Genomic DNA, 21,999 nt, shown 5'->3' on the forward strand with positions numbered 1-21,999 from the left:
ACACTGTAACACGTGACCGTGAACCAGTCCGAGATGCACCCGTCCCGCTGGGGCGACCCCGAGCGCGCCCGGCCGCTTCCCGACGAGGCGCGGGGCCTGGTCGAGATGGTGTTCGGCGTGGACGACCGCCCTGCGGTCGAGCACCCGACCCCGGCGCCCTCCACGTTGTCGTCCGCGCTCGTCGAGGCGCTCGGCGACCTCGTCGGCGCCGAGCACGTGCTGACCGACGACGAGACCCGCCGGCTCCGCACCCGGGGCAAGTCCACCCCCGACCTGCTGCGCGCCCGCGCCGGTGACCTCACCGACGCCCCCGACGCCGTCGTCCGGCCCGGCAGCCACGACGAGGTGGCGGCGGTGCTGGCGTTCGCGGTCGAGCACCACCTGGCGGTGGTGCCCTTCGGCGGCGGTACGTCGGTCACCGGCGGGCTGGTCGCCCGGCGCGAGGGATTCGACGCCGTGCTGAGCCTCGACCTGGTGCGCATGAAGCGGCTGCTCGCCGCCGACCACGTGTCGATGACCGCGACGCTCGAGCCGGGGCTGCGTGGTCCCGAGGCCGAGGCGCTGCTCGCCGCCGAGGGGATGACCCTGGGCCACTTCCCGCAGTCGTTCGAGTACGCCAGCATCGGCGGCTTCGCCGCGACCCGGTCCAGCGGCCAGTCCAGCGCCGGCTACGGCCGCTTCGACTCCGTCGTCGTCGGTCTCACGGTCGCCACCCCGCGCGGCCGGATCGATCTGGGCACCGCTCCGGCGAACGCCGCCGGTCCCGACCTGCGCCAGCTGTTCCTCGGCTCGGAGGGCACGCTGGGAGTGATCACCGCGGTGACCGTCCGGGTGCGTCCGGCGCCGGCGGTCAAGGTCTACGAGGCGTGGCGCTGGCCCTCGTTCGCCGACGGCGCGACCGCGATGAGGACGCTCGCCCAGGCCGGTCTCCTGCCGACGGTGCTGCGGCTCTCCGACGAGTCCGAGTCCGCGATCAACCTCGCCGACCCCGCCGCGATCGGCGGCCAGTCGACCGGCGGCTGCCTGATGGTCACCGGCTTCGAGGGGGAGGGGGCCGCGGTCGAGGCCAAGCGGGCCGCGGTCAGGGCCGTCTTCGAGGGCCTCGGCGGCACCAACGTCGGCACCGCGCCGGGGGAGAAGTGGGCGCACGGACGTTACGACGCGCCGTACCTGCGCGACTCGCTGCTCGACGCCGGCGTGCTCGCCGAGACGCTGGAGACCGCGACGTTCTGGTCCAACCTCGAGCGCGTCTACACCGGGGTGAAGACCGCGCTGGAGACCGCCCTCGGCCAGCCCTCGCTGGTGCTCTGCCACATCTCACACGTCTACGAGACCGGCGCCTCGCTCTACTTCACGATCGCCGCGAAGGAGTCCGACGACCCGCTGGCGCAGTGGCGGGTCGCGAAGGCCGCCGCCAGCGACGCGATGCTCGCGGCCGGCGCGACGATCACCCACCACCACGCGGTCGGCACCGACCACCTGCCCTGGTTCGAGCGCGAGATCGGACCGGTCGGTGTCTCGATCCTGCGCGCGGTCAAGGCCGACCTGGACCCCACCGGCATCCTCAACCCGGGGGTGCTGATCCCGTGAGCACCCCAGGAAACGACAGGGCCTACACGTTCCTCGTCAACCCGTCGTCGGGCGGAGGTGCCGCGCCCGAGGCGGTGGTCCCGGTCGCCCGGCTCCTGCGCGAGGCCGGCGCCGTCGTCGACGTGACGTACTCGCCCGGGCCGCATGCGATGGTCGAGCTGGTCGGTGCCGCGGTCGACCGCGGCGACGTGGTCGTGTCCGTCGGCGGCGACGGGATGGTCTCCTCGCTGGCCGGACTGGTCTCCGAGCGGGGCGGCACCCTCGGGCTGGTGCGGGCCGGCCGGGGCAACGACTTCGCCCGGATGCTCGGCCTGCCCGAGGATGCCGCGGGCCAGGCGCGCGTGCTGCTCGAGGCCGACGTACGACGCATCGACCTGCTCGCCGCCACCGGCCTGGGTCCCGTGCGGCGCGTCGTCGTCGGCTCGGTCTACGCCGGCGTCGATGCGCGCGCGGCCGAGATCGTCGACCGGGCGACCTGGCTGCCGCGCCGGCTGCAGTACCCCTACGCCGCGCTGCGCTCGCTGGCCACGTACCAACCCGGCCGCTACCTCGTCACGGTCGACGGCGTCGAGCACACGTTCAACGCCGCGACGGTCGTGGTCGCCAACTCGGCGTACTACGGGAGCGGCATGAAGATCGCTCCCGCGGCCTCCCTCGAGGACGGGGTGCTCGACGTCGTGGTGATCGAGGCCGCCTCGCGGATCGAGCTGATGCGCTCGCTGCCGAAGGTCTACGACGGCGGCCACGTCGACCTGCCGGAGGTCACCGTGCTCACCGGCACCCGCGTCGAGCTGCGCGGCACCGCCCGCCACGCGATCCCCGCCGGCGGCGACGGCGAGCCGCTCGGCCCGCTGCCCGCCCTCGACTCCGCCCCCGCCGTCCTCGAGGTCCTCCCGGGGGCCCTGGCCGTCCTCGCCTGAGCCAATCCCGCGTTACAGCGGGAGGGCGGCGAGGAAGGCGGACACCTCGCCCGCGACCTGCTCGAGGATCTCGGCGGAGCGGGTCGGGTCGGCGGGGACCTCCATGAGGTGGTCGGCGTCGGCGATCTCGAGCACGCGGGCGCCGGTCGAGCGGGCGGCTGCACCCGACCACAGCTCGTCGTGGACGCCACCGACCAGGAGCACCGGCACGCCCTCGGCGACGAGCTGGGTGATCGAGGTGAGGACGCCGGCCAGGGTCACCAGCGGCGTGAGCAGCACGTAGGCGCCGGCGCGGGGGCCGGTGCGTACGACGCGGGTGCCGAGCGACTTGGCCGCGAACAGCCAGCGCTCCGGCGCCGGCGGCAACGCGGCCTCCTCGGCCATCGCCGCCCGGGCATGGTCGGCGACCCAGCCGTTGATCCCCTCCAGTGACTCGGGCACCTGCCACCAGACCTCGTGGACCGACCAGCCGTGGTCCTCCAGCACGCCGCGCGTCCGCTGCAGCAGCGGCAGCGCCGGCGTGTACCGCCGGCCCGGGAGGACCAGTGCGCGTCGGGTCGACCGGGTCAGCGGAACGTCCACACCATCAGCTCCGTCGGCACCGCCGCGGTCACGGACAGCCCGGGCCGGTCGGTGATGCGGAACGCGTCGCCGTCGGCCAGCGGCTCGGCCAACGACGAGCGGGTGAGCGCGCCACCGGCGACGAACACGTGCTGCAGCCGCTCCTCGGGCAGGGTCACGGTGTCGCCGGCGCCCAGCCGCGCCACCGACAGCGTGGCGTCACCGAGCGTGACCACCTCGCTCAGCCGCCCCGGGACCAGGGCAGGCGCCTGCACGGAGTACGCCGGCGGCGTACCGATCTCGTCGGGGGTCAGCCACGCCTGGACGAACCGGACCGGTCCTCCGGGACCGGCGGTCTCGGAGTGGGTGACGCCGGTGCCGGCCGACAGCACCTGCACCAGGCCCGGGGTCACGACCGCGGAGTGGCCGTCGGAGTCGTCGTGGACGAGCGACCCGGACAGCACCCACGTGACGATCTCGACGTCGCGGTGGCGGTGGTCGGTGAAGCCGGCCCCGGCGGCCAGCCGGTGGTCGTCGTGGCAGACCAGCGAGCCGAACGCGACGTTCTCGGGGTCGTAGTGGCCGCCGAAGGAGAAGGAGTGCCGGGTGAAGAATCCGTCCCCTCGGGACAGGTACCGGTCAGTTCCTCGGCGGATCTCGACGCTCACCGGCATCATTGTGCCGTGCCCGACGCCTCCTCTGACACCTCGCTCCCGCAGCTGCCGCCCGGCTTCCGGTTCGGGACCAGCACGGCGTCGTACCAGATCGAGGGCGCCGCGACCGAGGGCGGCAAGGGCCCGAGCATCTGGGACACGTTCAGCGCCGAGGACGGCCGGATCATCGACGGCTCCAGCGGTGCCGTCGCGTGCGACCACTACCACCGCTACGCCGAGGACATCGCGTTGATGAAGCGCCTCGGGGCCGGCGGCTACCGGTTCTCGATCTCCTGGCCGCGCATCCAGCCCACCGGGTCCGGCGCCCCCAACGCGGAGGGGCTGGACTTCTACGACCGGCTGATCGACGAGCTGCTCGCGAACGGCGTCCAGCCGATGGCCACGCTCTACCACTGGGACCTGCCGCAGGCCCTCGAGGACGACGGGGGCTGGCTCAACCGGGCCACCGTCGACCGGTTCGCCGAGTACGCCGCGATCGTCGGCGAGCGGTACGCCGACCGGGTCGAGCACTGGATCCCGGTCAACGAGCCCAACGTCGTGATGATGATGGGCTACGCGATCGGCATCCACGCGCCGGGTCGCAGCCTGATGTTCGACTCGATGCCGGTCGCCCACCACCTGCTGCTGGCGCACGGTCGCGCCGCGATCGAGCTGCGCGCCGCGGGCGCCACCAGCATCGGCTGCGCCAACAACCACGCGCCGATGTGGCCCGCCAGCGACGACGAGGCCGACGTCGGCGCCACCAAGCTCTTCGACGCCCTCTGGAACGGGATGTTCACCGAGCCGATGCTGCTGGGCCGCTACCCCGCGGACCTGCAGCCGCTGATGGCCGAGGTGGTGCACGACGGTGACCTCGCGGTGATCCGCCAGCCGCTCGACTTCTACGGGGTCAACTACTACAACCCGTTCAAGATCGGCGCCGCCCGCGAGGACGCGGAGATGCCGTTCGAGTTCCGCGAGCTGGTGGGCTACCCGACCACCGACTTCGGCTGGCCGGTCGTCCCCGACGCCCTGCGCGAGTGGCTGATCACCCTGCGCGCCCGCTACCGCGCCGCGCTGCCGCCGATCTTCATCACCGAGTCCGGCTGCGCCTACAACATGGGCCCCGACGACCAGGGCGTCGTCGACGACCAGGCGCGCATCGACTACCTCGACGCACACCTGCGCGCGGTCGCCACCGCCTGCCAGCGCGGCGTCGACGTCCGCGGCTACTACACGTGGTCGTTGATGGACAACTTCGAGTGGTCCGAGGGCTTCACCCAGCGCTTCGGGCTCGTGCACGTCGACTACGACACCCTCGTGCGCACCCCGAAACGGTCCTTCCAGTGGTACGCCGACGTGATCGCCGCCCAGACCCGCTCCCTCGGCTGACGCCTAGACGGAGTGGCGGACGGCCATCGTCGCGCGGACGGAGGCCTCGTCGAACTCCTCGCCGAGCCAGGCGAACATGCCGCGCAGCGAGGCCGGGTCGGCGACGTAGTCGTCGAAGTGCACGTGGTACGCCGCGTCGCCGAGCGAGTCGGCCAGCGCGAGGATCCGGCGCTCGAAGTCGGCCAGGTGGTCGGACTTGTCGCCGCCCTCGGCCCACCACTTGCTCTTCAGCACATCCTCGTGGTTGCGGGTGTTGACCAGGAACCGCGCGCCCGGGAACACCTCACGCAGCCAGGCGACGTACTCCTCGAGCCCGGCGCGGTACCACCGGATCTCCTTGAACCCGGTGACCCGGGTGTCCTCCTGCGGCCGCAGCACCGTGTCGAGCACGAGCCGGCGCAGGTCGCGGACCGCCACCTGGGGCGGGTAGCCACCGATGCCGAAGAACGGGTGGGTCGGCTCGCGCAGCTTGCGCCGCGGGCGTCGCTGGCTCTCGGCGCGCATCGTGGTGTCGAACTCGTACAGGTGGCGCACGGCGTCGCGGTTCTCGCCGCGGATCAGGTAGCCGGGCAGCGTGTTGAGCACGCCCATCAGCAAGGTCGACCCCGAGCGGCCATAGGTGACCACGAACAGGTAGCTCAGGTCCGGCCGCGGCATGGTGCGGAGTCTAGGTGGTGCCCCGGTGGTGTCAGAATGGCCGCCATGTCCGCCCGCGTCCGGCTCGCAGCCGCCGTCCTCGCCGTCGTCGTGGTGGCGGTCCCGATCGTGTTCGGTCTCGTCGACGGGACGACCGGAGCGCTGGTGGGCCTGGCGTTCTCGGCGCTGGCGCTGCTCGTCGCTGCCTGCTCGTACGCGGTCCTCACCTTGCTGATGCGGCGCGTCGACCAGGCAGAGCGCCGGCTCCGCAAGGAGATCCGGACCCGCGCCCAGGCGAAGCCCGCCGGCCGGCGCCAGCAGCAGCGGGTGCAGCTGCCCAAGGGCCTGGTCACCACCGCGCACCTGCGTACCGAGCGCGACCTGGTCGCCAAGCGGGTCCAGGACATCACCAACCTGTTCGAGATGGTGCCGATCCGTGCCGGCATCCCGCCGCTGGGCCTGTGGACCGCGTCGGCCGACCTGCTGGTCGAGCTCGTCGACCGGTTCGTCGAGACCCGCCCCGCCACGGTCGTCGAGGGCGGCAGTGGGGTGTCGACCGTGGTGCTCGCCCTCGCGGCCCGCGAGCACGGCATCGCCACCCGGATCGTCGCGCTCGAGCACGACCCCGCGTGGGCGGAGTCCACCCGGCGGCTCCTGGCCCGCCACGGGGTCGCCGACCTCGTCGAGGTGCGGGTCGCCCCACTGGGGCCGACGTCGCTGCCCGACCACCACACGCCGTGGTACGACGAGTCCGCGCTCGCGGACCTGAGCGAGATCGGCCTGGTGCTCGTTGACGGGCCACCCGAGAGCACCGGCCCCTCCGCGCGCTACCCGATGGTCCCGCTGCTGCGCGACCGGCTGGCACGGGAGTGCACGATCCTGGTCGACGACACCAACCGACCCGGCGACGCCGACGTCGTCGACCGGTGGCGCTCACTGCTGCCGGAGTTCGAGGCGGCCACCCTCCACCTGGACAAGGGCGCCGCGGTCCTCACGCGGTCGTGACCGGGCCCGCGATGGTGTTCGGCGAGCTCACCACACCGGCGCTCGTGCTGGGCGCCGACCCGGGCGACCTCCCCGAGGGCGTCACGTACGTCGGTCCCGGTGGGGAGGTCCCCGACCAGAAGTGGGCCACCGTGGCGCTCGCGGTGGCCGACGAGACCGCCCTCCGGCTGGCGGTCTCGGACCTGCCCGATCTCGGCCGCGCCAAGCACGTCGTCTGTTCCGTGACCGCGGCCGCGAGCCCGATCACCACCGTGCTGCGTCCGGAGTGGCCGCCGCTGGCGAGCCTCCAGGCCGAGACCTCCGATGGCGGCGCCTTCACCCGGTTGACCTTCAAGCGCCCCGCACCGGTCGGTCCCGTGCTGGTCGAGCTCGCCCGGCACACCGGCACCCCGGTCGTCACCGGCAACCACGGCCTGGTCCTCGACGGCATCGCGGTCCCGGTGGACCCGACCGCGGTGACCGAGGAGGTACCGGCGAGCGTGGTGACCGGCCCCGCCGAGCCGAGCGAGGTGCTCGGCCACGCCGCGGTCCGGGTCGAGCCGGACGCGGGTCCCCTCGACGAGGCGCTGCTCAACCCCGTCGGCTTCCGCCGCGAGTGGAGCCGCGGCCCGGTGCCGCTCCCCGCGGGAGCGCCGACGCCGGCCACGGTGGAGGACCTGCGCGACGCCCAGGCCGTGGTGGTCCCGGCCGGCGCCGATCCGCGCACGGTGGCGGGCCTCGCGATGGCCGGTGTCCCCCTGGTGGGGGAGGGGTACGGCGCGCCCGAGGCGCTCGAGCTGGACGACCCGATGCGTCGCGAGGAGCACTCGATCCGGCTGCGCCGGACCGCCCTGCGCGAGCACTCCCACCTCGCCTGGCGCCACCGGCTGGCCGGCCGCACCGGGCTGCGGGCCTCGGCGTACCCCTCGGTCAGCGTCGTGCTGCCGACCCGGCGCCCCGACCAGCTGGCCTTCGCACTCGACCAGGTCGCCCGGCAGCGCGGGGTCGACGAGCTCGAGCTGGTGCTCGCCACGCACGGCTTCGAGGCCGACGCGGGGCTGGTGCGCGAGCGCCTCGGCGACCGGACGGTCACGCTGCTGCCGATGCCGGCCGAGACCGTGTTCGGCGACGTGCTCCGCGCCGCCACCGACGCCGCCGGCGGGGACCTCGTGCTCAAGATGGACGACGACGACTGGTACGGCCCCGACGTGGTGGCCGACCTGCTGCTCGCCCGCCACTACTCGGGTGCGGAGCTGGTGGGCATGCCCGCGGAGATGGTCTACCTCGAGCCGATCCGCACCACCGTCCGGCGCCGCGGCGCCAGCGAGGCGTACGGCGGGGTCGTGGCCGGCGGCACGATGATGGTCGGCCGCTCCGTGCTGCGCGAGATCGGCGGCTTCCGGCCCGTCCCGCGACACGTCGACGCCGCGCTGCTGGAGGACCTGCGGGCCGCGGGTGGCCGCGTCTACCGCACCCAGGGCCTGGGCTACGTACTGCGGCGTACTGCCGGAGGCCACACGTGGGAGACCGGCCTCGGCTACTTCCTGACCCGGCAGTCGGTGGCCGCGCAGTGGCGCGGCTTCCGTCCGAGCACGCTCCTGGAGGCCGACCGATGAGACAACCGCGGGTGCAGCGCAACGACTGGGGCTCTCTCGACGTGCCGCAGCTCGGCCAGTGGGAGCCCACGCTCTCGGTGTCGGTGGTGATCCCGGCGTACGGCGCTCAGCGGCTGCTGCCCTACGTGCTCGCCGGGCTCGCTGCGCAGACCTACCCTGCCCACCTGCTCGAGGTGGTCGTCGCCGACGACGACCCGCGGGCCCGTCTCGAGCTCCCCGAGATCCGCCCCGAGCGCACCCGCATCGTCCGGGTCGAGGAGGGCTGGGGACGCGCGAACGCCTGCCACACCGGCGTCCTGGCCTCCGACGGCGACGTCGTGCACTGGCTCGACGCCGACATGCTCGCCGAACCCGAGGAGGTCGAGGCCCAGGCGCGGTGGCACCACCTCCTCGACCACGCGGTGGTGCTCGGGCACAAGTGGTTCGTCGACCCCGAGCCGCTGCTGGCCCGCGAGCCCGTCGGCGACGGCCGCATGCACGAGGTCTTCGCCGATGCGGAGAAGGAGCGGCACTGGGTCGAGGACGTCTGGGACAAGACCGACGACCTGCGCACCTCCGGCCCGCGGGCCCTGCGCGTGCACGTCGGCGCGACCGGGTCGCTGCGCCGGAGCCTGTACGACGAGGCCGGGGGCATGGACACCGCGCTGCGGCTGGGCGAGGACATCGAGCTGGGCTACCGGCTCGCCGAGTGCGGCGCCGTGCTGATCGCCGACCGCGCCGCCCGGGCCTGGCACCTCGGCCGCTCCCAGCAGCAGAACCGGCAGGACGACGTCAACGACTACAACCGGCCGTTCCTGGCCGACCGCGTGCCCGACCTGCAGGCCCAGCGACGGCACGGCCGCAGCTACCGGGTGCCGTACCTCCAGGTCGTGCTCGACACCCGCGGCCTCGACCACGGGCCGGTGATCGCGACCGTCGACGCGGTGCTCGCCTCCTCGACCCCCGACCTGATGGTCACCCTGCTCGGCGACTGGTCCGCGATCACCGACGAGCGCACCTCGCCCCTCGACGACCCGCAGAAGAGCGCCCGGCTGTTGCGGGCGTCGTACGCCGCCGAGCCCCGCGTCGAGCTGGTGGAGTCCGGGTCCGAGCCCGAGGGCCGTTGCCGGGCGATGTTCAAGCTGACCTTGCACGACGGCTCCTGGGCGCCCGGGCTCCACACGCTGCGCAACCTGCTGCTGCACCTGGAGCGCACCCACCACGGGCTGCGGCAGGTGCTGATGGCCGACGGCACCTCGGCGCGGCTGGAGCGCACCGCGGCCGTCGCCCGGGCCAGCCGGGTCGCCGAGCCGGGCGAGGACATCGACGACGTGATCGACGAGCTGTTCGGCAGCTGGTGGGTGGAGGGCGGCGACGCCGGGTTCGTGTCGACCACGGGCCTGCGCCCGCAGCACCTGCGCGGCACCGCGACTCCCGCCCTGGAGCCCGCGACCGTGTGGCGCCAGCTGTGGAAGCCGGGCCCGGAGTCGGGTCAGCAGGGACAGGTGTCCCGGCAAGGACACAGCGGAGGACCGCGGCGCCCCGACGGGCCGGCGACCCCGCCGGCGCCGGGCGCCCGCTCGCTGCGCGGCACGATCGGTTCGCTGCTGCGTCGCCGACGGCATTAGGGTGCCTGACATGGTGCCTGGCCCCCCGTCGACGCCGATCCCCCTCTCGGAGCCCATCCCGGTCCAGCGCCGGGTCGTGTTCGTGGTCGGATCGGGACGCAGTGGCACCAGCACCATGTCGGGTGCGCTGCAGACCCTCGGCATGCACGTGCCGCAGCCCGAGGTGGTCGCTGACGAGACCAACCCCAAGGGGTTCGGCGAGCCGCAGTGGGTCGTCGACTTCCACGACGAGCTGCTCAAGCGCTGCAACGTGCAGGTCTCCGACGCGCGGCCCTCGGCGTGGTTCGAGGCCGGCAAGCTCTCGGCGTTCGACCCGCTCCGCGGCCGGCTCGCCGAGTGGCTCGAGGCGCAGTTCGTCGAAGGTGGGCCCGAGCTCGTCGTCAAGGACCCGCGGCTGGCCTGGTTCCTCGGTCTGTGGCGCTCCGCGGCGCTGCGGTGCGAAGCCGCCCCGGCGTACGTCACGATGCTGCGCCCGGTGACCGAGGTCGTCGGCAGCAAGCAGAAGTACTACGCCGCCGCGAAGTCGGGCGCGGGCGCCGGCGAGGTGCAGCGCACCGCCGCCTGGGTGAACATGATGCTGCACACCGAGCGCTCGACCCGCGGCTCCGCACGCCGGTTCGTGCGCTACGACGACATGCTCCGCGACTGGACGATCCCGGTCTTCGGCATCGGGCAGGCCTTCGACGTCGACGCGGTGAAGTCCGCGACGGCCAACGACATCCGCCGCGTGCACCAGTTCATCGACCCCTCGCTGCGGCGGGTCACCCTCACCTGGGACGACGTCCACGTTCCGGGCCGGCTTCGCGAGATCGCCGAGCAGACGTGGCAGCACCTCGACCGGCTCGCCGACGAGGACGGCGACACCCCCGAGGTGCAGGACCGGCTCGACGAGCTGCGAGCGGCGTACGCCGACCTCTACGAGGAGGCCGAGACGCTCGCCCACTCGACCGCGCTCGCCGCGCGGCGCGAGGGCCAGCTGCTCGCGCCCACGCCGGCCCGGCTCGCCGACAAGGTGCCGCACGGGGTGCGGGCGATGGTGCCCCCGAGCGCGCGCCGCGGGCTGCGCAAGGCCTTCGGCAAGGAGCGTTAGGGGTGCCCGGGTCGGTCCTGCCCGACATCCCCAACCTCGAGGGCGAGCACGACTACGACGTCGCCTGGCCCTGGCACGACGGCCCGCTGCAGCCCGGGCTGACCTGCGTGTTCCGGGTGCGCAACGAGGCGCGCAACCTGCCGTGGGTGCTGCCGCCGATGTTCGAGGCCGTCCAGCACGTGGTGCTGGTCGACAACGGCTCCGACGACGGCACCCCGGACGTCGCGCAGCGCGTCGCGGAGGAGTGCGGCGCCGCCGACCGGTTCACGCTCACGTCGTACCCGTTCCGGGTCAGTCGCGCGGGTGCGGAGCACCTGGCCACCCCGCCCGACTCGGTGCACTCGCTGACGCACTTCTACAACTGGTCGTTCTCGCAGGTCCGCACGGCGTACTCCATGAAGTGGGACGGCGACATGGTGCTCACGCGCGAGGGGGTCGCCACCCTCGCCGACCTGTCCTGGCAGCTCGAGGACTCCGGGGCCGTCGTCCTGGTGCCGCGGCACCCGGTGTCGATCGTGAGCGAGTCCGAGGCATGGATCGACCTCGGCTTCCGCTTCCTCGAGCCCTGGATCTATCCCATGGGGCCGGAGTTCACGTTCGTGAAGGCCTTCGAGTGGGAGGTCCGGGAGTTCCCCGACACCAGCGAGCGGATCATCCTGCCCGAGGGTCTGTGCGTGGAGCTGAAGTGGCTCGACGTCGACGAGTTCGCGCACTGGAGCCACACGGAGTTCGACACCTCGCGGGCGCCGCGCAAGCGCCGCGAGTGGGAGGTCTTCAGCGCGATCCGCGACGGCCGTGCCGACCAGCTCGAGGGCATGCAGCACGTCGAGGCGCCGCCCGGGGTGCACATCGTCGACCACATCACCCGCACCTGGCTGCCGCGTGCGCCGCGGCCGCTGGTCCAGCGGCTCGGCCGGCTCGATGTCTGACACCGAGGTCGAGACGAACGAGGCTGTCGAGGTCAGGGTCCCCGACCTGCTGGCTCTGCGGGCGTACGACGGATCCGCCGACGAACGCGCTGCCGTCGTGCGGGTCGTGGTCGCCTCGGCGCCGGGCGCGCTCGCACTGGTGCCGCGGCCGGAGTGGCCGCCGCTGCGCTCGCTGCGGTCGCGTCGCGCCGAGGGGTCGTTCGTGGTCGTGGCCCGCTTCGCCCGGCCGGCGCCCGTGGCCGAGGTGGTCCGCGAGCTGGGCCGTCAGGCGGTCTGGCCGTCGGTGGTGGCCAGCCGCGAGGACCGCCTGGACGAGCGAGTGCTGAACCCGATCGGCTTCCGACGCGACTGGGACCGTGGCGTGGTGCCGCTGCCCGACGAGCCGCTGTCGCCGGTGCTCGTGGCCGAGCTGCGCGACGCGCAGGGGGTCCGGGTCGGACCGGACGCGGACCCGCGCACGGTCGCCGGCCTCGCGATGGCCGGGGTGCCGCTGGTCGGCGCCGGGTTCGCCGAGGTCGACCTCGACGACCCGCTCGCGCGCGAGGAGCACAGCCTCGAGCTGCGCCGCGCGGCCCTCGACGAGCACGGCTCGATCGACTGGCAGCGGCCGGTCTCGGTGCTGCTCGCTACCCGCCGGCCCGAGCAGCTGGACTTCGCGCTGGCCCAGGTGGCCCGGCAGCGGGGCGTGGCTTCGCTGCAGCTGGTGCTGGCCCCGCACGGGTTCGACGCTGACGTCGAACGGGTGCGCTCGGCGGTCGGCCCCGGCGTCGACGTACGCCTCGCGGGCGCGGGCGCGGACACGGTCTTCGGCGACGTGCTCCACGCCGCGGCCCGCGCGGCCGACGGCGACGTGCTGCTGAAGATGGACGACGACGACTGGTACGCCCCCGATGTGGTCGCCGACCTGCTGCGCGCCCGCGCCTACAGCGGCGCCGAGCTCGTCGGCATGCCGGCAGAGTTCCACTACCTCGCGCCGCGCGACCTGACCGTCAAGCGCGGGCACACCACCGAGCTGTACGCGAAGTTCGTCGCCGGCGGGACGATGATGGTCGACCGCGAGGTGCTGCGCGAGGTCGGTGGTTTCCGGTCAGTGCGCAAGTACGTCGACGCGCAGCTGCTCACCGCCGTCACCGCCGCAGGCGGGGCGATCTACCGCACCCATGGGCTGGGCTACGTGCTGCGCCGCAACGAGTCCGGCCACACCTGGCAGGTCGACATGGACTACCTGCTCGACCCGGCCCGCGTCGAGCGCACCTGGACCGGCTTCACGCCCTCGCGGCTGATGGAGCTGTAGGGCGTCAGCGGCGGCCCAGGCCCCGGGCGGTCCAGCCGGCGGCGCGCCAGGCGGGCAGGTCGAGGACGTTGCGGCCGTCGATGACCTGCTGGCGGCGTACGACGCCGGCGAGCTCGACCGGGTCGACCGTGCGGAACTCCGGCCACTCGGTCAGGTGCAGCAGCAGGTCGGCGTCGTGGGCGGCGGCCATCGCGGACTCGGCGTAGTCGAGGGTCGGGAACGTCGCGCGGGCGGTGTCGTTGGCCTTCGGGTCGTAGACGGAGACCAGTGCGCCGCGCAGGTGCAGCTGGCCGGCGATCGAGAGGGCCGGTGAGTCCCGCACGTCGTCGCTGTGCGGCTTGAACGCCGCACCCCACACGGCGATCCGCGACCGGGCGACGCTGCCGCCGAGCATCGAGGTGGCGATCTGCACGACCCGGGTCCGCTGGCGCAGGTTGATGTCGTCGACCTGGCGCAGGAACGACATCGTGTCCTCGACGCCGAGCTCCCCGGCGCGGTGCAGGAACGCCCGGATGTCCTTGGGCAGGCAGCCGCCGCCGAACCCGACGCCGGCGTTGAGGAACTTCCGCCCGATCCGCTCGTCGTGGCCGATCGCGTCGGCGAGGTCGACGACGTCGGCGCCGGCGGCCTCGCAGACCTCCGCGACCGCGTTGATGAAGGAGATCTTCGTGGCCAGGAACGCGTTGGCCGAGACCTTGACCAGCTCGGCGGTCGCGTAGTCGGTGACGACGACCGGCGTGCCGGCCTCGATCACCGAGCCGTAGAACTCGCGCATCGCCCGCTCGTCGCGCTCCGAGGTCACGCCGAACACCAGCCGGTCGGGCTCGAGCGTGTCCTTGACCGCGAAGCCCTCGCGGAGGAACTCCGGGTTCCACGCGAGCCGCGCCTCGGCGCCCACGGGCGCGAGCTCCGCGAGCCGGGCCGCGAGCCGCTCCGCGGTGCCGACCGGCACCGTGGACTTGCCGACGACCAGCGCGCTCTCCACGAGGTACGGCGCGAGCGACTCGACCGCGGCGTCGACGTACTGCACGTCGGCGCCGAGCCCGTCGTGACGCTGCGGGGTGCCGACGCACACGAAGTGGATCGACCCGAACGCGCCGGCCTCCTCGAAGGAGTCGGTGAACCGCAGCCGGCCCGACGCCACGTGCTGGGCGAGGAGCTCCTCGAGCGCGGGCTCGTAGAACGGGACCTTGCCGGCAGCGAGCGACTCACGCTTGGCGGCGTCGATCTCGACGCCGAGCACGTCGTAGCCGAGCTCGGCCATGCAGGCGGCGTGGGTGGCGCCTAGGTAGCCACATCCGATGACGGTGACGCGTTGTGCGGGCACGGCGTGAGTCTAGGAGTCGGCAGGTGTCAGCGCGGTGGCGAGGCGGTGAACCATGGCCTCGAGACGCTCCGCGCTGGTCGCCAGGTTGAGCCGCACGTGGCCCGGGAGACCCGGCTGGTAGTCGGCCCCGGGGGCCAGGCGCACCCCGTGCTCGAGCCCGGCGGCGGCGGGGTCGTCCACGCCGTACGCGCGCAGGTCGAGCCAGGCGAGGTACGTCGCCTCCGGCGGCCGCATCCGCGCCAGCGGCAGGTGGGTCGCCAGCAGGTCGATCAGCAGCTGACGCTGCGCGGCCAGCCGCTCGAGCAGCGCGGCGAGCCACGGATCGCAGTCACGCCAGGCGACCACGCCCGCGACGACGCCCAGGCTCGACCAGTCGTGCTGGGCAGGGATCGGCAGCCCCGCGATCACCGCGCGGTCGGCGGAGTCGAGCAGCACCAGCTGGGCACCGTGGACCGCCGGGATGTTGAAGGACTTCGAGGCGCTGGTCACCACGACGGCTCGCTCGTCGACGGTGAGGTACGGCGTGAACGTCGCGCCGGGGAGCACCAGAGGAGCGTGGATCTCGTCGGCGACCACCCGCACGTCGTACTGCCGCGTCAGCGTGGCCAGGTCGGTCAGCTCCGCACGCGTCCAGGCGCGGCCGAGCGGGTTGTGCGGGTTGCAGAGCAGGAAAGTCCGCGCCCCGGCGGCGAACGCCGCCTCGGTCGCCTCCAGGTCGAGCGTCGCCCGGTCGGCGTCGGCGTCGAGCACGACCGGCACCAGCTCGCGTCCGGTCACCGCGAGCACGTCGCGGAACGGCGGGTAGCACGGGAGCGGCACCACCACGGGGCCCGCTGGGCAGAGCGCCTCGAGCGCCAGCCGCACGCCGGTCATCACCCCACTGGTCGGCAGCACCGCGTCGGCCGGCACCGACCACGACCAGTGCCGCTCGGCGAAGCCGGCGAAGGCCTCGCCGAGACCGCCGTCGCCGAACGGCGCATAGCCCAACGAGCCACGACGTACGGCGGCGACGAGCGCCTCCTCGATCGGCCCGGCCGGGTGGAAGTCCATCTCGGCCACCCAGCCCGGGACCACCCCGGGCTCGACCGCGCCCCACTTGAGGGGGAACGCCGCCCGGGCCTGCTCGTCGGTGAGGTCGCGGATCCCGTTGCTGGTCACCCGGCCATTCAACTCGCTACAGCGCGGCCGCCACCCGGGTGCCCTGCTCGATGGCGCGCTTCGCGTCCAGCTCGGCGGCCACGTCGGCGCCGCCGACCAGGTGCAGCCCGTCGGTCCGGGTCTCCGCCAGCTCGTCGTAGAGCCCGCGCACGGACTCCTGCCCGGCGCAGAGCACCACGTGGTCGACGTCGAGCACCCGCTCCTCGCCGTCGACGGTGACGTGCAGTCCGGAGTCGTCGACGCGGCCGTACGTCGCGCCGCTGACCTGCACGACGCCCGACTGCTTGAGCACGGCGCGGTGGGCCCAGCCCGAGGTCTTGCCCAGGCCGATTCCGATCGGGGTGGTCTTGCGCTGCAGCAGCGTCACCTCACGCACGGGCGTGCGCGGCTTGCGGTCGGTGAGGCCGCCGGGGTGCAGCGTCGGGTCGCCCACGCCCCAGTGGGCCATCCAGTCGTCGTCGGTGTCGGCCGCGTCATGGGTGAGGAAGTGGCTCACGTCCACGCCGATGCCGCCGGCGCCGATCACGGCGACCCGGCGACCCGGCACGACCGCGCCGGAGAGCACGTCGGCGTACGACACGACCTTCGGGTGGTCGATGCCGTCGAGCTCCGGCACCCGGCCGGCGACGCCGGTGGCGATCACGACCTCGTCGTACGCCGAGAGGTCGGCGGCGGTGGGCGTGGTGGCGAGTCGTACGTCGACCCCGAGCACCTCCAGCCGCCGCGTGTAGTAGCGCAGCGTCTCGGCGAACTCCTCCTTGCCGGGCACCCGCATCGCGAGGCGGAACTGACCGCCCACCTCGGGGGCGCGCTCGAAGAGCGTGACCGCGTGACCCCGCTCGGCGACCGAGACCGCCGTCGCGAGGCCGGCCGGGCCGGCGCCCACGACCGCGACCCGCTTGGTGGTGCGGGTCGGGGCGAGCACGAGCGTGGTCTCGCGGCAGGCCCGCGGGTTCACCAGGCAGGAGGCCTTCTGGTTCGCGAACACATGGTCGAGGCAGGCCTGGTTGCAGGCGATGCAGGTGTTGATCTCGTCGGCGCGTCCGGCGGCGGCCTTGGCGACGAGCTCCGGGTCGGCGAGCAGCGGCCGGGCCATCGAGACCAGGTCGGCCTCGCCGGCCGCGAGGATCTCCTCGGCGACCTCGGGGGTGTTGATCCGGTTGGAGGCGCAGACCGGCACCGACACCTCGGCCTTGAGCCGGGCGGTCGCGGACCGCCAGGCGCCGCGCGGCACCTGGGTGATGATCGTCGGGACCCGCGCCTCGTGCCAGCCGATGCCGGTGTTGAGCAAGGTCACGCCGGCCTCCTCGAGGCCGTGCGCGAGCTCGACGACCTCGTCCCAGGTCTGGCCGCCCTCGACGAGGTCGAGCAACGAGATCCGGTAGACGATCGGGAAGTCGTCGCCGACCAGCTCCCGGGAGCGTCGTACGACCTCCAGCGGGAAGCGCATCCGCTTGGCCGCGGTGCCACCCCACGCGTCGGTGCGGTCGTTGGTGCGCGCGGCGAGGAACTGGTTGATCAGGTAGCCCTCGGACCCCATGATCTCGACCGCGTCGTACCCCGCCTTGCGCGCGAGGGTCACGGACTTCGCGAAGTCGGTGGCGGTGCGGTCGACGGCCTTGGCCGAGAGCGCGTGCGGGCGGAACGGCGTGATCGGCGACTTGCGGTTCGACGCCGAGACGCTCAACGGGTGGTAGCCGTAGCGGCCCGCGTGCAGCACCTGCAGCGCGATCGCCCCGCCCTCGTCGTGCACCGCTTCGGTGACCTCGCGGTGGCGCATCGCCTGCAGGCGCGTGGTCATCTCGGCCGCGAACGGCTTGAGCCAGCCTCGCCGGTTGGGCGCGTAGCCACCGGTGACGATGAGGCCGACGCCCCCGCGGGCGCGTTCGGCGAGGTACGCCGACAGTGCGGTCAGGTCGCGGGGACGGTCCTCGAGCCCGGTGTGCATCGAGCCCATCACCACGCGGTTGCGCAGCGTGAGCGGGCCGAGCGTGATCGGGGAGAGCAGGTGGGGGTAGGTCATCGGCGGGGTCATGAGCGTGCCTTCTCGTGTCGGTCGAGGTACTCGCTGAGCCACGCGATCCACATCTCCTCGAGGAGGATGCCGCCGCGCAGCACGAGGTACTGGTCGAGCTCGGTGTCGGCGAGCCCGGCCGGGTCGGGATAGTCGCGGGCCATCAGCCCGCGGTAGTGCTCGAGCCGCAGGTGGTGGTCGGCGAGGTTGGCCCGCACGACCTCGAGCACCGCGTCGCGGTCGCCGAACGACGCACCGCGCAGCTTGACCGCCAGCTCGCTGCGCAGCGGCTCCGCCCCGGTGGGGGCGGCCAGCCAGGCGCGCAGCACCGCGGCGCCGGCCGGCGTCACGTCGTACAACTTCTTGTCGGGGCGGCCGGTCTGGGCGACGGTGGTGACCCGGACCCAGCCGTCGGCGTCCATCCGGGCCAGCACCCGGTAGATCTGCTGGTGGGTGGCGTGCCAGAAGAACCCGATCGAGCGGTCGAAGCGCTTCGCGAGGTCCAGCCCGGAGGCCGGCTGCTCGCGGAGCGCGACGAGGAGCGCGTGCTCGAGGGCCATGTGCCGATCATGACGGACCTATGCAACGAGTTGCAACGAGACTCGGGTCACGGTCCTTGGCATATACCCCCAGGGGGTATATGGTCGACCGCATGGACGCCACCTGGAGGACCGCGATCACCGCCACCCGCCACTGCCTGACGGGCTGCGCGATCGGCGAGGTGCTCGGCATGGTGCTGGCCACCTGGTGGGGCTGGCACAACACCGGCAGCATCGTGCTCTCGATCGTGCTGGCCTTCTTCTTCGGCTACCTGTTGACGTTCACCGGCGTACGCCGTGCCGGGCTCGACGTCCCGACCGCCGTCCGCACCGCGCTGGCTGCCGACACGGTCTCGATCCTGGTGATGGAGCTGGTCGACAACGGCTTCATGCTCGCGGTGCCCGGAGCGCTCGATGCCACGCTGGGCGACGTGCTCTTCTGGGCCTCGCTGGTCGCGAGCCTCGCGATCGCGTTCGTGGTCACCGTGCCGGTCAATCACGCGATGATCGGACGTGGCCGGGGTCACGCGGTCGTCCACCAAATGCACGAAGGTCACCACCACCCCTGAGGGTGGCCCTACGCTTCTGGCCATGCGTCTGCGTGGTTCCCTGGCGATCGCCACCCTGCCCCTGCTTCTCGCGACCGTGGCCTGTGCGCCCGAGTCGGACGGCGGCTCCGACGTCGCCAAGGACCCGGTCGCCTCGGACAGCTCGGGCGGCTCCAGCGCCCCCGCCGACGCGTGCGCCAAGGAGAACCTGCCGCTGGTCGCCAGTGACGGCATGCTGACGATCGGCACGGACTCCCCGGCGTACGAGCCGTGGTTCGTCGACAACGACCCGAGCAACGGCAAGGGCTTCGAGTCGGCCGTCGCGTACGCCGTCGCCGACCAGCTCGGCTTCTCCGCCGACCAGGTGATGTGGGTCAAGGTGCCGTTCAACAGCTCCTACGCCCCGGGCCCGAAGAAGTTCGACTTCGACATCAACCAGATCTCGATCAGCGCCAAGCGCGCCGAGGCCGTCGACTTCTCCGACGGCTACTACTCGGCCGCGCAGGCGGTCATCGCGCTCAAGGGCACGGCGGGCGCGGAGGCGACCAGCCTGGCCGACCTCAAGGGCCTGCGGCTGGGCGCCCAGACCGGTACCACGTCGTTGACCGCGATCCGCGACGTCATCCAGCCCGACAGCGACCCCGTCGTCTTCGAGGACACCAACGCCGCCAAGCAGGCGCTGCAGAACGACCAGCTCGACGCGATCCTGGCCGACCTGCCCACCGCGTTCTACATCAGCGCGGTGGAGATCCCGAAGAGCACGATCGTCGGCCAGTTCCAGCCCGAGACCGGTCAGCAGGAGCAGTTCGGGATGCTGTTCGAGAAGGGCAGCGGCCTGGTCCCGTGCGTCAACGCCGCGTTGAGCGCCCTCCGCGACGACGGCACGCTCGACCAGCTCGAGCAGAAGTGGCTCAGCGACGTCGCGGACGTGCCCGAGCTCCAGTGACTCTCCAGTGAGCGAGTGGTCGCCGAGCCCGCACGAGCTCGAGCGCAGGCAGGTCCGCAGCAGGCAGCGCCTGCGCTCCGCGCTGATCGCGACCGCGATGACCGTCCTGGTCTTCGTGGTCGCGGGTCTGGTCGTCACCGGGTCGCCAGGGTGGCCGCGGGTGAAGTCCCTGTTCTTCAGCTGGCCCGACGCGCGCGAGGCGTTGCCGGACATCTGGGACCAGATGTGGCTCAACGTCAAGATGTTCCTGATCGCCGAGGTCGTCATCCTGGTGCTGGCGATGCTGATCGCGCTCGCGCGGGTCAGCCGCTCGCCGTGGCTGATGCCGCTGCGGATCGTGGCCGTCGTCTACACCGACGTCGTCCGGGGCATCCCGACGCTGCTGCTCGTGTACCTGTTGGCGTTCGGCATGCCGGCCCTGCGGCTGACCGGACTGCCCAACGGGGCCTTCTTCTGGGCCACGGTCGCGCTGATCATCTCCTACTCGGCCTACGTCGCCGAGGTGCTCCGCTCGGGCATCGAGTCGGTCCACCCCTCGCAGTGGGCGAGTGCCGAGGCGCTCGGCCTCTCGCGTCAGCAGACCCTGCGGCACGTCGTGGTCCCGCAGGGCGTGCGTCGCGTCGTACCCCCGCTGCTCAACGACTTCGTGTCGCTCCAGAAGGACACCGCCCTCGCCTCGGCGGCCGGGGTGTTCGAGGCGGTCTTCGTCGCCCGTGACTACGGCAACTTCAACTTCAACTACACGCCGTTGGTCGTGGTCGCGTGCTTCTTCATCGTGCTCACGGTGCCGCTCGCGCGGCTGACCGACGCGCTGTCGGCGCACTATCGCCGACGCGAGCTGGCGGGTGCCCTGTGAGCGCGCTGCTCGAGGTGTCCGGGGTGCGGAAGTGCTACGGCGAGAAGGTCGTGCTCGACGACGTCTCGCTGACCGTCGAGCCCCACGACGTGATCTGCCTGATCGGGTCGTCCGGCTCGGGCAAGTCCACGCTGCTGCGCTGCCTGAACCTGCTCGAGGAGATCGACGACGGCGTGATCAGGTTCGAGGACCGGGAGATCTCCGACCCTCGCGTCGACGCGCGCGACGTGCGCAAGCGGATCGGCATGGTCTTCCAGGCCTACAACCTGTTCCCGCACCTCACCGTCCTGGAGAACTGCACGCTCGCGCCGCGCCAGGTCCACGGCGTACGCCGTGCCGAGGCGGAGTCGCGGGCTCGGGACCTGCTCGAGCGCTTCGGCCTCGCCGACCAGGCGGCCAAGCACCCCGACCGGCTCTCCGGAGGCCAGCAGCAGCGCGCTGCGCTGGTGCGGGCCATGTGCACCCAACCCACCCTGCTGCTCCTCGACGAGATCACCGCCGCCCTCGACCCCGAGCTGGTCGGCGAGGTGCTCGAGATCGTCCGGGCCGAGGCCGAGCGCGGCATGACGATGGTGCTCGCCACCCACGAGATGGCGTTCGCCCGCGACGTCGCCACCCAGGTCTGCTTCCTCGACCAGGGCCGGATCCTCGAGCAGGGCACCCCCGCCGAGATCTTCAGCAACCCCCGCGAGGAGCGGACCCGCCAGTTCCTCCGCCGCGTCCTCTGAGAGCGGTGCCGAGTCGGCGCGTCTGCACGTGGTGAGACGCCGAGTCGGCGCGTCTGCACGTGGTGAGACGCCGAGTCGGCGCGTCTGCACGTGGTGAGACGCCGAGTCGGCGCGTCTGCACACTGTGAGATGCCGACTGGGGCTCTCCTGTCGCATGTGTGGGTGGGTCGGTGTCCTCCCGGTGGCGCCAGTGTTCGTCCTCCACCAGTCGGGTCAAGGGTTCCCTTCGGCGGCTTCGCCGCCCTTGACCCGACCGGCTCCGGACGAGTTGGCGCCTATCGGGAGGACGCCGGCCTGTGGTCACCCCAGGACGTCATACAGACGGAGCAGCAGGACACACAGCAGGACACACCATCCGTATGACCTCCCGCGAGCGCGCCGCGAGCGCCCTGCGGACGTCATCCGTTTCGGGCCGTAGAAGGCTCCATCGGTATGACGTCCTGCGACCAGACCTCACAGTGGCCACCCACACATACGGCAGGAGTGTCCGAGTCGGCGCGTCTGCACAGGCGTGGGCGTGCAGTTGCGCCGACTCGCGCCTAGTGGGCGTGCAGTTGCGCCGACTCGCGCCTAGTGGGCGTGCAGTTGCGCCGACTCGCGCCTAGTGGGCG

The 21,999-nt window shown here is 72.8% G+C and carries 20 protein-coding genes; 13 read left to right on the forward strand and 7 right to left on the reverse strand.

All coding sequences use genetic code 11. The features are described from left to right. Positions 1–12: 12 nt before the first annotated feature. Positions 13–1,590, forward strand: a complete 1,578-nt coding sequence (locus AC3ANS_RS23975; RefSeq protein WP_488294075.1) for an FAD-binding oxidoreductase — start codon at positions 13–15, stop codon at positions 1,588–1,590. Further along, positions 1,587–2,510: a diacylglycerol/lipid kinase family protein gene (locus AC3ANS_RS23980; protein WP_488294076.1), complete on the forward strand. Its 924-nt coding sequence runs from the start codon at positions 1,587–1,589 to the stop codon at positions 2,508–2,510. The genes AC3ANS_RS23975 and AC3ANS_RS23980 overlap by 4 nt, the downstream gene beginning before the upstream one ends. A gap of 12 nt (positions 2,511–2,522) precedes the next feature. Here the strand turns inward: AC3ANS_RS23980 and AC3ANS_RS23985 are convergent, their stop codons facing one another. Together AC3ANS_RS23985 and AC3ANS_RS23990 are read right to left on the reverse strand one after the other, a co-directional pair. Beyond that, positions 2,523–3,092 (reverse strand): hypothetical protein, encoded by a 570-nt coding sequence (locus AC3ANS_RS23985; protein ID WP_488294077.1) that lies wholly within the window; start codon positions 3,090–3,092, stop codon positions 2,523–2,525. Then, positions 3,077–3,739 (reverse strand): pirin family protein, encoded by a 663-nt coding sequence (locus AC3ANS_RS23990; protein WP_488294078.1) that lies wholly within the window; start codon positions 3,737–3,739, stop codon positions 3,077–3,079. The genes AC3ANS_RS23985 and AC3ANS_RS23990 overlap by 16 nt, the downstream gene beginning before the upstream one ends. 15 nt (positions 3,740–3,754) lie before the next feature. Here AC3ANS_RS23990 and AC3ANS_RS23995 point away from each other — a divergent pair, with 15 nt between their 5' ends. Continuing rightward, positions 3,755–5,116 carry a GH1 family beta-glucosidase gene (locus AC3ANS_RS23995; RefSeq protein WP_488294079.1) on the forward strand — a complete coding sequence of 454 codons (1,362 nt, stop codon included), beginning with the start codon at positions 3,755–3,757 and terminating at the stop codon, positions 5,114–5,116. 3 nt (positions 5,117–5,119) lie between these two features. On the opposite strand, the gene AC3ANS_RS24000 is transcribed toward AC3ANS_RS23995, so the two are convergent. Then, positions 5,120–5,773, reverse strand: coding sequence for a sulfotransferase (locus tag AC3ANS_RS24000; protein ID WP_488294080.1), 654 nt, complete (start codon positions 5,771–5,773; stop codon positions 5,120–5,122). A gap of 45 nt (positions 5,774–5,818) precedes the next feature. Between AC3ANS_RS24000 and AC3ANS_RS24005 the strand changes: the two genes are divergently transcribed. From AC3ANS_RS24005 to AC3ANS_RS24030, 6 genes are read left to right on the forward strand one after another with little or no spacing between them, the layout of a single operon-like run. Next, entirely contained in the window at positions 5,819–6,757 is a 939-nt protein-coding gene (locus AC3ANS_RS24005) for a class I SAM-dependent methyltransferase (protein ID WP_488294081.1), read from the forward strand. Beyond that, the gene (locus AC3ANS_RS24010; RefSeq protein WP_488294082.1) at positions 6,754–8,352 is read left to right on the forward strand and encodes a glycosyltransferase family 2 protein; all 1,599 of its coding nucleotides are present in this window, start codon (positions 6,754–6,756) and stop codon (positions 8,350–8,352) included. Before AC3ANS_RS24005 ends, AC3ANS_RS24010 begins: the two co-directional genes overlap by 4 nt. Beyond that, the gene (locus AC3ANS_RS24015) at positions 8,349–9,959 is read left to right on the forward strand and encodes a glycosyltransferase family 2 protein (protein WP_488294083.1); all 1,611 of its coding nucleotides are present in this window, start codon (positions 8,349–8,351) and stop codon (positions 9,957–9,959) included. Before AC3ANS_RS24010 ends, AC3ANS_RS24015 begins: the two co-directional genes overlap by 4 nt. Positions 9,960–9,969: 10 nt before the next feature. After that, positions 9,970–11,049, forward strand: a complete 1,080-nt coding sequence (locus AC3ANS_RS24020; protein ID WP_488294084.1) for a sulfotransferase family protein — start codon at positions 9,970–9,972, stop codon at positions 11,047–11,049. A 2-nt stretch (positions 11,050–11,051) separates the two neighbouring features. Continuing rightward, positions 11,052–11,978: a hypothetical protein gene (locus tag AC3ANS_RS24025; protein ID WP_488294085.1), complete on the forward strand. Its 927-nt coding sequence runs from the start codon at positions 11,052–11,054 to the stop codon at positions 11,976–11,978. Then, positions 11,971–13,272: a glycosyltransferase family 2 protein gene (locus tag AC3ANS_RS24030; RefSeq protein ID WP_488294086.1), complete on the forward strand. Its 1,302-nt coding sequence runs from the start codon at positions 11,971–11,973 to the stop codon at positions 13,270–13,272. The genes AC3ANS_RS24025 and AC3ANS_RS24030 overlap by 8 nt, the downstream gene beginning before the upstream one ends. A 4-nt stretch (positions 13,273–13,276) precedes the next feature. Here the strand turns inward: AC3ANS_RS24030 and AC3ANS_RS24035 are convergent, their stop codons facing one another. Genes AC3ANS_RS24035 through AC3ANS_RS24050 form a run of 4 tightly spaced genes read right to left on the reverse strand, consistent with a single transcriptional unit; the run spans position 13,277 to position 18,331 of the window. Further along, positions 13,277–14,599, reverse strand: a complete 1,323-nt coding sequence (locus AC3ANS_RS24035; RefSeq protein ID WP_488294087.1) for a UDP-glucose dehydrogenase family protein — start codon at positions 14,597–14,599, stop codon at positions 13,277–13,279. A gap of 9 nt (positions 14,600–14,608) precedes the next feature. Then, a complete protein-coding gene (locus AC3ANS_RS24040) occupies positions 14,609–15,757 on the reverse strand; it encodes a MalY/PatB family protein (RefSeq protein WP_488294088.1) in 1,149 nt (382 codons plus the stop codon). 16 nt (positions 15,758–15,773) lie between these two features. Beyond that, a complete protein-coding gene (locus AC3ANS_RS24045) occupies positions 15,774–17,792 on the reverse strand; it encodes an FAD-dependent oxidoreductase (RefSeq protein WP_488294089.1) in 2,019 nt (672 codons plus the stop codon). After that, complete coding sequence (locus AC3ANS_RS24050) at positions 17,789–18,331, reverse strand: PadR family transcriptional regulator (RefSeq protein WP_488294090.1); 543 nt, start codon at positions 18,329–18,331, stop codon at positions 17,789–17,791. The genes AC3ANS_RS24045 and AC3ANS_RS24050 overlap by 4 nt, the downstream gene beginning before the upstream one ends. Positions 18,332–18,423: 92 nt before the next feature. Here AC3ANS_RS24050 and AC3ANS_RS24055 point away from each other — a divergent pair, with 92 nt between their 5' ends. The 4 genes from AC3ANS_RS24055 to AC3ANS_RS24070 are packed head-to-tail and all read left to right on the forward strand — an operon-like array spanning position 18,424 to position 21,388. Beyond that, entirely contained in the window at positions 18,424–18,879 is a 456-nt protein-coding gene (locus tag AC3ANS_RS24055) for a DUF4396 domain-containing protein (RefSeq protein WP_488294091.1), read from the forward strand. 22 nt (positions 18,880–18,901) lie between these two features. Further along, positions 18,902–19,804 (forward strand): ABC transporter substrate-binding protein, encoded by a 903-nt coding sequence (locus tag AC3ANS_RS24060; protein WP_488294092.1) that lies wholly within the window; start codon positions 18,902–18,904, stop codon positions 19,802–19,804. A 7-nt stretch (positions 19,805–19,811) separates the two neighbouring features. After that, positions 19,812–20,660, forward strand: a complete 849-nt coding sequence (locus tag AC3ANS_RS24065) for an amino acid ABC transporter permease (RefSeq protein ID WP_488294093.1) — start codon at positions 19,812–19,814, stop codon at positions 20,658–20,660. Then, the gene (locus AC3ANS_RS24070; RefSeq protein ID WP_488294094.1) at positions 20,657–21,388 is read left to right on the forward strand and encodes an amino acid ABC transporter ATP-binding protein; all 732 of its coding nucleotides are present in this window, start codon (positions 20,657–20,659) and stop codon (positions 21,386–21,388) included. The genes AC3ANS_RS24065 and AC3ANS_RS24070 overlap by 4 nt, the downstream gene beginning before the upstream one ends. The last annotated feature ends 611 nt before the right edge of the window (positions 21,389–21,999 follow it).

It is taken from the genome of Nocardia sp. 149-1B (assembly GCF_057747975.1).